Origin of the sequence: Cytobacillus oceanisediminis (assembly GCF_003182355.1) — a bacterium.
In the GTDB taxonomy this organism is placed as follows: domain Bacteria; phylum Bacillota; class Bacilli; order Bacillales; family Cytobacillaceae; genus Cytobacillus; species Cytobacillus oceanisediminis_A.
On record NZ_QGTW01000002.1, the window covers coordinates 23141 to 36132 of the forward strand.

Consider the following 12992-nt stretch of genomic DNA (forward strand, 5'->3'; position numbering starts at 1 on the left):
CAGACCGTGAAGCCAGAAAAGGAAAGAGAATAATTCACCAAAAAAGCCATGAGAGTCTGTTGCTCCCATGGCTTTAATTCAATCCTTATGGTGTTTGTTCACGGTTAAGTTCCCATTTAAATGCCGGCCAGGCTGGTGCAGTTTGATGTGTTAGGCTGGCTTCATAAATGCCATTGGCAATTGTTTTGGCCATTTTCAGCACAAGGTTAAGCCTCGTATTCTGAAGGACAAAGAACTCCATAAAGCCGCTTACGTTCACAATACCGGTTATATGCATATGCCCTACTTCCGGAAGTTCCTTGTTAACGCCGGCTCCAGGCTTAACGGGCCCTTCTCCGATTTGGATGACTCCTACACTTTTTAATCGGCCTAAGCATGCATCAATTCCAATAATATAGGGATTAAAATGCTTCTTCTTGATTTCGTTCAGCTTCTCTTCCAGGTTTACAGCATGAATGGGATCTTCGAGTGTCCCGTAGACATGAAAGGAAGAAATGGATTTTTCCTCAAGGAGGGTGCCGACAAGCGGACCTAATGAATCACCTGTAGAACGGTCTGTGCCGATACAGACAAAAACGATGGGACGGCAATTGGCGCCTGAGGGCAATATATTTTTTAGCTCGGCAGCCAATTTAGCAGCAGAGTTTGTTTCCTCGTGCGATATTCTGGCAGAAGCCCCGCCCTTTTTATCAAACAAATTTGGTTTGAAATTCATATAGGTCCCACTCCCTCTTTATTCCTTGCCATGCCGGTTCAAAGTGATGAGGATTATGTTAATGGCGGCTCTTAGTAATAAAACGTTTTTATCAGTATACGGAAAATTTTTGTAATCTATACATACCTATAATATTTAATCATTAAACAATGGCTTTATAAGTCGCTGCTTTTATGTAAAAACTAAAAACTGTAAAGTAAAGTGGAAAATTGATAAAATAATTTTGTTTTAAATTGGTTCGCACTGTATGGAAAGTTCAAGTATAATTCATACAAGCCAGTGAAGCAGGCTATTTATGGGAGGCAGTAACTTGAAATTATTGTTTTCTTAATTACTTTCACTAAAATGAAGCAGGTGAAACCATGAGTTATATTGAAAAACTGTTTAACAGTATGATAGATAAGCTTTCAAATGAGGAAACGTGGATAACAATCGGGGAAAGCTTTCTTAAAATCATTGCGATTTTAATCCTTACCAGTATTCTGATTAGGATTGGCAAACTGGCAATACGGAATATTTTTAAAGTCAGAACACCTTCGAGGCTAAGGATCTCCGAGCGCCGTGAAGCTACACTTCTGAAGCTGTTGGAGAATATGCTCACATATGTTGTATTCTTTGTAGCAGCAATCATGATCTTGTCCGTACTGACCATTGATGTAAAAGCCCTTTTGGCCGGTGCTGGAATTGTTGGATTGGCTGTGGGGTTTGGCGCACAAAGCCTTGTTAAGGACATCATTACCGGATTCTTTATTATTTTTGAAGATCAGTTTTCGGTTGGGGATTATATTCGGGTAGATCAGTTTGAAGGAACTGTTGAAGAAATTGGCCTTCGAACGACGAAAATTAAAAACTGGACCGGCGAGGTTCATATTCTTCCGAATGGAAGCATCATGCAGGTGACCAATTTTTCTTTGAATAACAGCATTGCATTTGTAGATGTCAGCATTGCTTATGAAGGAGATATTAATAAAGCGGAAAAAGTGCTTCAGGATTTATTTGAGAAGATGCCTGAGAAATATGAAGATATGGTTAAGCCGCCTGAAATTCTAGGGGTCCAAAACCTCGCTGCTTCTGATGTTGTTCTTAGAGTTGTATCAGAAACTTTGCCGATGAGGCATTTTTATATCGCACGCCAATTACGAAAAGAAATTAAGCTTTGTTTAGATGAGCATGGCATTGAAATTCCGTTCCCGCGTCTTGTTATGTATACACGGAATGAAGAAGGGCCTGCCCAGGATAAACCAAAATTGAATTCGGAGGGGTAAGAATGGAACAAAAGGAATTTAATTTGCATGATGTTGTCGAGATGAAGAAGCCTCATCCGTGCGGGGCAAACCGCTGGAAGATCATCAGAATGGGAGCAGATATCAGAATTAAATGTGAAGGCTGCGGACACAGCGTCATGATCCCAAGAAGAGAATTTTCCCGCAAAATGAAGAAAATTCTCGTGAGGAATGTGGAATAAATAGATAAATAGAAAATCTGGGAGATGAGGTTCTTGGCAAAGGAATTCAAGTCAGCCTGTCCTCTAAACTGCTGGGACAGCTGCGGTTTTCATGTAACTGTTGAAGACGGAAAGGTTACAAAAGTTGATGGTGATAAAAGCCATCCGATTACAAAGGGGAAAATTTGCGGCCGCGGCAGAATGCTTGAGAGCAGAACCAATTCACCGGAACGCCTGCTTAGCCCCTTAAAAAGGATTGATGGCGAGTTTAAGCAAATTTCATGGGAACAGGCTTTACATGATATTTCCCTGAAAATGAAGGAGTTAAAAGATACGGTTGGCACAGCTTCCGTTTTGCATAGCCATGATTACGCTAATGGCGGATTGCTGACGAACCTGGATCAGCGGTTTTTTAACTGCTACGGCGGTGTAACCGAATTAACGGGCTCTATTTGCTGGGGAGCCGGGATTGAAGCACAGAGCTGGGATTTTGGAGATGCTTATAGCCATGGCCCTGATGATATTTTAAACAGCAAACATATCATCGTATGGGGCAGAAATGTGGCCCGGACCAATATGCATTTATTTCAAATGCTCCAGGAAGCAAAGCGAAATGGGGCCAAACTGTATGTGATCGATCCAATCTATAATGCCACTGCCAAAATAGCGGATAAATATTTCTCTGTGAAGCCGGGAATGGATGGGCTGCTTGCCGCCGGTATTATGAAGGAGATACTGCGGCTCGGCTTGCAGGATCAGAGTTTCATAGACAATCATTCAGTAGGGTTTGAAGACTTGGCTGAGCTTCTAAATACTATAACGCTGGATGATATTGCTGAAAAAACGGAAGTGCCTGCTGCAGTGATGACGGAGCTTGCGGCTGTGTATGGGGATCGTCCAGTATCCACGTTTTTCGGTTTGGGTATGCAGCGCTACGAAAACGGAGGCAATACGATCAGGCTGATGGATGCTTTGATTGCTGTGAGCGGCAATATCGGCATTCCCGGCGGCGGAGCAAACTATGCCAATAGGCAGGTAGGGCAGAGTTTTGATACAGCGTCACTTGCCCTTCCCCACCGCAAAGCTTCTTCAAGGCAGTTCACGATGATGAGGCAGGCAGAGGGGATTTTAACAGCCAAAGATCCTGAAATAAACATGATCTTCGTAACCTGCGGAAATCCATTAACCCAGGTTCCTGATTCTTCAAGGGTTCGAGAGGCTTTTGCATCTGTGGATACGGTTGTTGTGATGGAGCAGTTTATGACAGATACGGCAAAAATGGCTGATTATGTGCTGCCGGTTGCCACTGTTTTTGAACAGGAAGATATCTATTATTCTTCGATGTATCACCACTATGTAAACTATGGGCCTAAGCTGGTTGAACCGCCAGGAGAAGCCAAGCCTGATTTATGGGTTTGGACAGAGCTGGCCAAGCGCCTTGGGTTTGGGGCTGACTTTGATTTTACAAGAGAAGAATTTATCAATATGGGGCTTCAATCGCTCAAAGAGCATGGACTCACACTTGAAAGCCTACGGGACTCATACCATAAGGAGCTGCCGGTTAATACAGTGCCTTGGGCAGACCGCCAGTTTAAAACACCGAGCGGAAAGTATGAATTTACCTCATCAGCTGCCTTTCAAAAGGGTTTCGAAAGCAAGCTGACCCTTGCCCTTCCTAAAGAAACAAAATGGACAGACAAGGATCTGGCGAAGAAATATCCTTATACGTTATTGACGATACATCCTCTTCGCTCCAACCACTCTCAGCACTATCATTTGCTAAAGCCTGAACCAAAAGCAAAGGTGGAAATTTCGGAAAATATCGCCGTGAAGCTCGGGCTTGAAGAAAATGATTTTGTCAAAGTGTGGAATGACCGGGGTGAAATGAAAGGCTATGTCCATATTATGAAAATAGCCCACCCGGATACGATTAATATTGACGAAGGCATCTGGAAAAAATTCGGCGGCCCTGTCAATAACCTCACATCAAGCCGTGAATCCGACAACGGCCTCGGCAGCACGCTGTATGACTGCCTTGTTAATATTGAAAAAGTATAACATTGGGTGCCTGGCACCTCCATCTGCGGTTTCCAGGACTAAGAGGCCATAAGCCTTTTTCCTCCAGAAGGAAAAATCATCTTCTGCAGGAATCTCTTTATGCTTGTCGTCCCTGAACAGCCGCCTCGGCATTTCTTGCTGCCTTTACTTTTCCCGGGCAAATATCTATAATTGTTAAAGGCTTGTTTAAATTGATATGAATCGGATTTTTATAGATGATGATTTTAAAATGAGGAGTGACTTGGATGGCTTTAACAGCTGGTATTGTAGGTTTGCCGAATGTCGGGAAATCTACTTTGTTTAATGCAATTACCCAGGCAGGAGCGGAGTCCGCAAACTACCCGTTCTGTACGATTGACCCAAATGTAGGGATTGTCGAGGTGCCTGATCACCGATTGACTAAATTAACCGAATTGGTTCAGCCTAAGAAAACTGTACCAACCGCTTTTGAGTTCACTGATATTGCTGGTATCGTTAAAGGTGCAAGCAAAGGGGAAGGCTTGGGAAACAAATTCCTTTCACATATTCGCGAAGTGGATGCCATTTGCCAGGTTGTCCGCTGCTTTGCTGATGATAATATTACACACGTTTCTGGTAAAGTGGACCCGATTGATGATATTGAAACAATCAATCTGGAACTGATTTTGGCTGACCTTGAATCTGTTGATAAGCGAATTGGACGCGTGAGCAAATTGGCTAAGCAAAAAGATAAAGATTCCGTGTTTGAGCTTGAAATTCTTGAAAAGTTAAAAGAAGCATTCGAATCAGATATGCCTGCACGTACAGTAGAGTTCACGGAAGAACAGATGAAGATTGTAAAAGGCTTGCACTTGCTTACAATCAAACCTGTTCTTTACGTGGCGAACGTTAGTGAAGATGATGTTACAGATCCTTCTTCAAACCAGTATGTGCAGCAGGTAAGAGAATTTGCCGAAAAGGATAATGCAGAAGTTATTGTCATTTGTGCAAAAATTGAATCTGAAATTGCAGAGCTTGAAGGAGAAGAAAAAGAAATGTTCCTTCAGGAGCTTGGCATTGAAGAATCGGGCCTTGACCAGCTGATCAGAGCTGCTTACAACCTTCTTGGACTGGCTACTTATTTTACTGCCGGCGTTCAGGAAGTCCGTGCCTGGACATTCCGCAAAGGCATGAAAGCTCCTCAATGTGCGGGAGTTATTCACTCTGATTTTGAAAAAGGGTTCATCCGTGCTGAAACGGTTGCTTATGATGACTTACTTGCAGCTGGAAGCATGATGGCTGCCAAAGAAGCCGGGAAAGTACGTCTTGAAGGTAAAGAGTACATTGTAAAAGATGGAGATGTTATGCACTTCCGTTTTAACGTTTAATAGATTGAACTGATCAAGAACTCCTTTTTAGGGGTTCTTTTTATTTTTTACTATCCAGGTAGTACAAAGTTGATGCAGCGCCAAGTGACCGATATATTAAAAAAGTGACCGATAAAATGTAAACTTGACCGATATTTTTTAAAAGTGACCGATAAAAATGAAATTTGACCGATAAACATGCGAAAGTGACCGTTATATCCGCTGTGGGCAAAAAATGAACCACCAAAACAGCAAACCAGCTGCCGAAAAGTCAATCATAAAGTTTATGAAGGACAAAAAAATGTAAATGATCCAACAAAAGTCAGTCGACAAGATCTTGAAGGACAAAAGCCAGTCAAAAAGTCACTAAAAAGGAAAACAATATCCGGTTCAAATGAAAATAAGGGACCCTTATCCGGTATACCTTTCAAATAGTCTAATTTGCAGAAAAAACACCCTTATTCGCAGAGAGATTAAAGGACTTTTCATTCCCGAGTGGAGAGAAAAACCTATTCTATGATTAACTCTAGCAGTTATTGCTTTTACATAATTAATGTGCTATAATTTCAACTTGTGAGTAATGAATATATTGCTCCTTGCCCTTTTAAGGGCCGTTTAGACCAAAAGGAGGTGAAAGTGATGAGAAAGTACGAAGTTATGTACATCATCCGCCCAAACATTGAAGATGAGGCTAAGAAGGCTCTTGTTGAGCGTTTTAACACAATCTTAACTGATAATGGTGCGGAAGTATCTGAATCAAAAGATTGGGGTAAGCGTCGCCTTGCATACGAAATCAATGATTTCCGTGATGGCTACTACCAATTAATGAACGTTAATGCTGAAGCAAAAGCAGTTGACGAGTTCACTCGTTTAGCTAAAATCAGCGAAGACATCATCCGTTATATCGTAGTTAAAGACGAAAAATAATAGATAAAGCAATTTTTACCGAGAGGAGTTGATTCTGATGATGAACCGTGTTGTTCTTGTCGGGCGTTTGACAAAGGATCCTGATTTACGGTATACCCCGAATGGAGTACCTGTAGCTTCATTCACTCTTGCAGTGAATCGTGCTTTTACGAATCAGCAAGGTGAGCGGGAGGCAGATTTCATCAACTGTGTGGTGTGGAGAAAGCCTGCTGAAAACGTAGCGAATTTCCTTAAAAAAGGAAGCCTCGCAGGCGTGGACGGCCGAATCCAGACTCGCAGCTATGAAGGCCAGGACGGAAAGCGCGTTTATGTGACAGAAGTCCAAGCTGAGAGTGTGCAATTCCTTGAGCCGAAGAACAGTTCTGGCGGCAGAGGCGAAAATACAAATTACGGCGGTCCTAGAGATCAGGATTTCCCATTTGGAAATAACAACAATCAGAATCAACGCCAGGATAATCGTAATCAGGGCGGCTATACTCGTGTGGACCAGGATCCATTTGCAAATGACGGACAAATCGACATTTCCGATGACGATCTTCCATTCTAATAGTGCCCGATTATCGAACGGATAAATAAAAAATAAAAAGCTAAAGGAGGTAAATGACCATGGCTGGAGGACGCAGAGGCGGACGTGCAAAACGTCGTAAGGTTTGCTATTTCACTGCAAACGGAATCACTCACATCGACTATAAAGAAGTCGATCTTCTTAAAAAATTCATCTCTGAACGCGGCAAGATTTTACCACGTCGTGTAACAGGTACTAACGCTAAATACCAACGTAAATTAACGATTGCTATTAAGCGTGCGCGCCAAATGGCTTTATTGCCATACGTATCAGGTGAATAACAATCACTGAAAAGACGCCGGTTTTCCGGTGTCTTTTTTATTAGTTTTAAAAGGTATTATATCCAGAATCAGATTGCCATCTTTCTTCTGAATGTTTAATTCCCCTTTCTTTTTGATTAAAATATGGCAGGACAGGCCTTTAATCCTGCTCGTCAAACAACAAGGTTGAACCTGTCTGTAATACTAGCTACAATAGATTTTATGAGTTGTCATTTATGGAGCTGCTTCAAAAAGCCGGGAAAAATAAACAAGCCCTTTTCCTCCTTTTTGGACACGCAGTTTAAGGGGTGTAAGAATGAGTAATGTACATAAATTAACGGAAGGCGCTGTGCTTTTAGCTGCATTCGCTGTCCTTCTTCTGATTTCCTTGTATGTGCCGATTCTCGGTACAGTAGCTATTTTCTTTTTGGCGCTTCCATTTATAATGTTTGCGGCTAAAAACAATCGGATGAGCGCAATTGTTTTTCTAACTGGAGGCGTGCTGCTTTCCTTGATTATTGGTTCCATTATGGCTATTCCACTTGCATTGACATTTGGTTTGACAGGAACGGTGATCGGTGATTTTATCAGGGAGAAAAAAGGAAGGGCATCTTCTTTTATTGCAGGAACGCTTGTATTTCTTGCTAGTTTATTGCTGCAGTATGCAGCGGCTGTGGCTTTATTTAATGTCAATTTTATTGAAGAGGGCATTGGGTTAATGGAAGAGTCCATCTCAATGTCTAAAGGTATGCTAGAAGGTATGGGCCAAAATGTCGATGAGACGGTCGTGGATCAGTTTACTGCTGGGTTGCAAATGATTGAAACCTTAACGCCCAGCTTATTTGTAATGACGGCTGTCATTTCCGTTTTCCTCATTCAATTGGTTTCATTTCCAATTGCAAAAAGGTTCGGAATTAATGTTGAAGGCTGGAAGCCCTTTAGGGAAATGAACCTGCCCAAAAGCATCTTGTGGTACTATCTAATTACGATTGTAGCATCGTTTATTTTTAATCCTGCTGAGGGAAGCTACTGGTTCCTGGCACTTGTAAATATTGCGTTTATTTTACAGCTGTTTATGATTATTCAAGGACTTGCCTTTATTTTTTTCTTCAGCCATTTAAAAGGGTTTCCCAAAGCAGTGCCAATCATAGCTACGGTCTTTACATTTCTTATACCATTTCTCCTTTATATTGTGAGGATATTAGGTATAATTGACTTAGGATTCGATTTAAGGCACAGATTAGGAAAAAAGTGATGAATAACACTACTGTTTAGGAGCTGAAAACATGCCTTCGTATTTAGAAAAGCGGTCCATACGCTATCCGATATTTGGATTGATGGGCATAACAGTGGTGCTTCTCGGGATAGTGGCGTACTACAATTGGCTTTTTGCACTAGTAGGGCTGTTTCTGGCCATCCTTCCTTTCTACTACCTTTTTCAGCTTGACCAAAAACAAAGGAAGGAAACGGAAGAATATATCTCTACCTTATCCTACCGGGTAAAAAAAGTCGGCGAAGAAGCTCTTATGGAAATGCCGATTGGGATTATGCTTATCAATGATGATTATTATATTGAATGGACAAATCCCTTTTTAGCATCATGCTTCGATGAAGATACCCTAGTTGGAAGATCGCTTTATGACGTCGCGGATTCGCTTGTTCCACTTATTAAACAAGAGGTAGAAACAGAGATCATTACACTTCACGACCGTAAGTTCCGGGTGATCCATAAACCTGATGAACGCCTTTTATACTTCTTTGATGTAACGGAACAGACCGAAATTGAAAAAATGTATCAGGAAGAAAGAACAGTCATTGCTTTTATTTTCCTGGATAATTATGATGAGTTAACTCAAGGCATGGATGATCAGACAAAAAGCAGCCTCAACAGCCTTGTTACCCAGATTTTAAATAAGTGGGCGCAGGATAATGGTGTTTTCTTAAAAAGGGTTTCGTCTGAAAGGTTCATTGCTGTCTTTAATGAGCATATACTGCAGCTCCTTGAAAAAGGAAAATTCACCATCCTTGATGCCGTTAGGGAAACAACATCCAAACAAAATGTTCCACTCACCTTAAGTGTTGGTGTCGGAACTGGCGTTTCCTCGCTTCCTGAGCTTGGTTCTCTTGCCCAGTCCAGCCTGGATCTGGCTCTGGGCCGAGGCGGCGACCAGGTAGCTATTAAGCAGACGAATGGAAAGGTTAAATTCTTTGGCGGAAAAACCAATCCGGTGGAGAAACGGACCAGAGTCCGTGCCCGAGTTATTTCGCATGCTTTAAAGGAGCTTATCTCCGAGAGTGACAAAGTGATTATTATGGGCCATAAGAGTCCTGATATGGATGCCATTGGAGCAGCCATCGGAATACAAAAAGTAGCGCGCATGAATCAGCGTGAAGGCTACGTCGTTATAAATTTCAATGAACTGGATACAGGTGTCAGAAGGATGATGAAGGAAATTGAAAAGAATGAAGAGCTCTTTTCGAAATTCATTACCCCTGAACAGGCATTGGAAATGGCAACAGACGACACCTTGCTTGTGGTCGTCGATACCCACAAGCCATCCATGGTGATTGAAGAAAAATTGCTTCATAAAATTGAGCATGTTGTTGTAATTGACCATCACCGCAGGGCAGAAGAATTTATTCATAATCCACTTCTTGTCTATATGGAGCCATATGCTTCTTCAACGGCGGAGCTTGTGACAGAACTTCTGGAATACCAGCCAAAAAACGGCAAAATTGAAATGCTGGAGGCGACAGCGCTGTTGGCTGGAATTATTGTCGATACCAAGAGCTTTTCATTAAGAACAGGCTCCAGAACGTTTGATGCGGCCTCCTATCTGCGCGGGCAGGGTGCGGATACAGTACTTGTCCAAAAGTTTTTAAAAGAGGATGTAGACACATATATCAAGCGTGCAAAACTGATTGAAACCGTTCAATTTTACCGGGATGGAATTGCCATTGCCAAAGGGCAGCCTGACCAGATTTTTGATCAGGTGCTGATTGCACAGACGGCTGATACACTTCTGACAATGGATGGTGTCGTAGCTTCCTTTGTCATTTCAAACCGCTCCGAGAACATGATTGGTGTGAGTGCGCGTTCCCTCGGGGATATCAATGTTCAGGTTATCATGGAAAACCTGGAAGGGGGAGGGCACTTAACAAACGCTGCCACCCAGCTTCATGATGCGACGCTTGATGATGTCGAAACCCGATTAAAAATGGCTATAGATGAATATTTCGAAGGGAGAAAAAAGGAATGAAAGTTATCTTTTTAAAAGACGTTAAAGGCAAAGGCAAAAAAGGCGAAGTTAAAAATGTAGCAGACGGCTATGCACATAACTTTTTGATAAAACAAGGGCTGGCTGTTGAAGCCAACCAGGCGAATGTAAGCAGTCTGAATGCCCAAAAGAAAAAAGAAGAAAAGCTTGCTGCAGAAGAGCTTGCCGATGCGAAAAAATTAAAGGAAACACTGGAGAAGCTTACAGTTGAATTTTCTACTAAAGCTGGTGAAGGCGGACGTCTATTCGGCTCCATCACAAGCAAGCAAATTGCCGAAGAACTTCAAAAAACGCATAAAATCAAAATTGACAAGCGAAAAATTGAAATGGATGACGCTATCCGTTCTTTAGGCTATACAAAGGTTCCAGTTAAGCTTCATACTGAAGTGATGGCTACATTGAATGTCCATGTAAAAGAGGCAAACTAATAATAGAAGGCAGCCCTTTTTAAACATACACTAATTTTGGAAGTAGATTTTGCGAATAAACATGTTAAAATAAAAGGGTTGATTAAAAATGTGATCAGTTTCTGCTGGTCACATTTTTTAAAGGAATTATAATTTTATTTAGAGGGCAAGCCTTTATATTTTATATAAAAATAACTTCAATTCCAGATATAGAAGAGCTATTTGGGCGTTTATGCTTTTTAGAAAGGTACTATCTAGCTTCATTAGGAATGCTTCGTCAGCATTCTAACCGCATGACCAAAAGCGATAGCTTTTGGGAGGAGCACCTAGGGGCTCGAAGCCAAAAGGAAGCGGGTCATTCAGACATTGCCACAGGACGTGGCGGTTTTTAGTCTGCTTCCCTTTCTGAATGTGCTCACGCTTTTAATTTAAGGAGGTTTGACTAGATGAGTGATTTATTTGCAGATCGGCTCCCGCCTCAAAATATAGAAGCGGAACAGGCAGTGCTTGGGGCAATCTTTCTTGAACCCTCCTCTCTTACGTTAGCATCAGAGATATTGATACCTGAGGACTTCTATCGGGCGGCTCACCAAAAGATTTACAATGTGATGCTCAAGCTGAGCGACCAGGGAAAAGCGGTCGATTTAGTGACTGTAACAGAAGAACTTAGTGCAGCAAAGCTTCTGGAGGATACTGGTGGAGTCAGTTATTTAAGTGAACTGGCTGGATCTGTTCCAACAGCAGCGAATATTGAGTACTATGCCAAGATCGTCGAAGAAAAAGCATTGCTTCGCCGTTTGATCAGGACCGCTACCGGGATCGCCCAGGATGGCTATACCCGTGAAGATGAAGTTGAAGTTCTCTTAGGAGAAGCCGAGAAAAATATTATGGAGGTAGCGCAGAGGAAAAATGCAGGTGCCTTTCATAATATTAAAGATGTTCTTGTCCGAACCTACGATAATATTGAGGAAATGCATAATCGCAAAGGCGATATTACAGGGATTGCAACAGGATTTACCGAGCTGGATAGAATGACAGCAGGATTTCAGCGAAACGATCTTATTATCGTCGGTGCTCGTCCGTCCGTGGGTAAAACCGCCTTTGCTTTGAATATTGCCCAGAACGTTGCTACAAAAACTGGAGAAAACGTAGCTATTTTCAGTTTGGAGATGGGGGCAGAACAGCTGGTTATGCGTATCCTTTGTGCGGAGGGAAATATTGATGCGCAAAGGCTTCGTACAGGCTCCCTGACAGATGAGGATTGGGGAAAACTTACGATGGCAATGGGGAGCCTATCTAACGCAGGGATTTTTATTGATGATACCCCTGGGGTGCGAATCACAGATATCCGTTCAAAATGCCGCCGTTTAAAGCAGGAGCATGGGCTTGGTATGATTCTTATTGACTACTTGCAATTAATCCTGGGAAGCGGGCGTTCCGGAGAAAACCGCCAGCAGGAAGTATCAGAAATCTCCCGTTCCTTAAAGCAATTGGCACGTGAGCTGCAGGTTCCGGTTATTGCTCTTTCCCAGCTTTCACGTGGAGTGGAACAGCGCCAGGATAAAAGGCCAATGATGTCTGATATCCGTGAATCCGGAAGTATTGAGCAGGATGCCGATATTGTGGCTTTCCTATATCGTGATGACTACTATGATAAAGAATCAGAGGACAAAAATATTATCGAAATTATTATCGCTAAACAGCGTAACGGCCCTGTTGGCACTGTCCAGCTGGCGTTTGTGAAAGAGTATAATAAATTCGTAAACTTGGAGAAACGTTTTGATGATTCATTTGCTCCGCCTGGTGCATAAATAACGAAAAGGGCTTGCAGTGACTGCTTGCCCTTTTTATAAATTCATATTTTCATATTTTTACGAACATATTTTTATATTTTTATTAAAAATGTTCGTGTTTTATTGACTATAACATTTTGCCTTGTTAAACTAAAGTGGTTGAAAAAAGTAATTTTGTTAAAAACTATTTTAAATAGAAATTATAAAAACCATGGGATTC

The 12992-nt window shown here is 41.9% G+C and carries 12 protein-coding genes; 11 read left to right on the forward strand and 1 reads right to left on the reverse strand.

Going from position 1 to position 12992, the window contains the following annotated elements:
• Positions 1–85: 85 nt before the first annotated feature.
• Positions 86–715 carry a spore protease YyaC gene (gene yyaC, locus DFO73_RS04425; protein WP_110063583.1) on the reverse strand — a complete coding sequence of 210 codons (630 nt, stop codon included), beginning with the start codon at positions 713–715 and terminating at the stop codon, positions 86–88.
• Positions 716–1077: 362 nt separating this feature from the next.
• On the opposite strand from yyaC, the gene DFO73_RS04430 reads away from it, so the two are divergent.
• The 11 genes from DFO73_RS04430 to dnaB all read left to right on the forward strand — a co-directional run bounded on the left by DFO73_RS04430 (position 1078) and on the right by dnaB (position 12790).
• Entirely contained in the window at positions 1078–1980 is a 903-nt protein-coding gene (locus tag DFO73_RS04430) for a mechanosensitive ion channel family protein (RefSeq protein ID WP_110063584.1), read from the forward strand.
• 2 nt (positions 1981–1982) lie between these two features.
• A complete protein-coding gene (locus tag DFO73_RS04435; RefSeq protein WP_110063585.1) occupies positions 1983–2180 on the forward strand; it encodes a DUF951 domain-containing protein in 198 nt (65 codons plus the stop codon).
• Between the two features lie 33 nt (positions 2181–2213).
• A complete protein-coding gene (locus DFO73_RS04440; protein ID WP_110063586.1) occupies positions 2214–4217 on the forward strand; it encodes a molybdopterin-dependent oxidoreductase in 2004 nt (667 codons plus the stop codon).
• 245 nt (positions 4218–4462) lie between these two features.
• The gene (gene ychF, locus DFO73_RS04445) at positions 4463–5563 is read left to right on the forward strand and encodes a redox-regulated ATPase YchF (protein ID WP_110063587.1); all 1101 of its coding nucleotides are present in this window, start codon (positions 4463–4465) and stop codon (positions 5561–5563) included.
• 618 nt (positions 5564–6181) lie between these two features.
• Complete coding sequence (rpsF, locus tag DFO73_RS04450; protein WP_009332474.1) at positions 6182–6469, forward strand: 30S ribosomal protein S6; 288 nt, start codon at positions 6182–6184, stop codon at positions 6467–6469.
• A gap of 37 nt (positions 6470–6506) precedes the next feature.
• On the forward strand, positions 6507–7016 hold the full coding sequence (ssb, locus tag DFO73_RS04455; RefSeq protein WP_110063588.1) for a single-stranded DNA-binding protein: 510 nt from the start codon (positions 6507–6509) through the stop codon (positions 7014–7016).
• Between the two features lie 59 nt (positions 7017–7075).
• Positions 7076–7315: a 30S ribosomal protein S18 gene (gene rpsR / locus DFO73_RS04460; protein WP_110063589.1), complete on the forward strand. Its 240-nt coding sequence runs from the start codon at positions 7076–7078 to the stop codon at positions 7313–7315.
• A 295-nt stretch (positions 7316–7610) separates the two neighbouring features.
• A complete protein-coding gene (locus DFO73_RS04465) occupies positions 7611–8549 on the forward strand; it encodes a YybS family protein (protein WP_110063590.1) in 939 nt (312 codons plus the stop codon).
• 31 nt (positions 8550–8580) lie between these two features.
• Entirely contained in the window at positions 8581–10554 is a 1974-nt protein-coding gene (locus tag DFO73_RS04470) for a DHH family phosphoesterase (protein ID WP_110063591.1), read from the forward strand.
• On the forward strand, positions 10551–11000 hold the full coding sequence (gene rplI / locus DFO73_RS04475; RefSeq protein WP_110063592.1) for a 50S ribosomal protein L9: 450 nt from the start codon (positions 10551–10553) through the stop codon (positions 10998–11000). The genes DFO73_RS04470 and rplI overlap by 4 nt, the downstream gene beginning before the upstream one ends.
• Before the next feature lie 425 nt (positions 11001–11425).
• A complete protein-coding gene (gene dnaB, locus DFO73_RS04480) occupies positions 11426–12790 on the forward strand; it encodes a replicative DNA helicase (protein ID WP_110063593.1) in 1365 nt (454 codons plus the stop codon).
• The last annotated feature ends 202 nt before the right edge of the window (positions 12791–12992 follow it).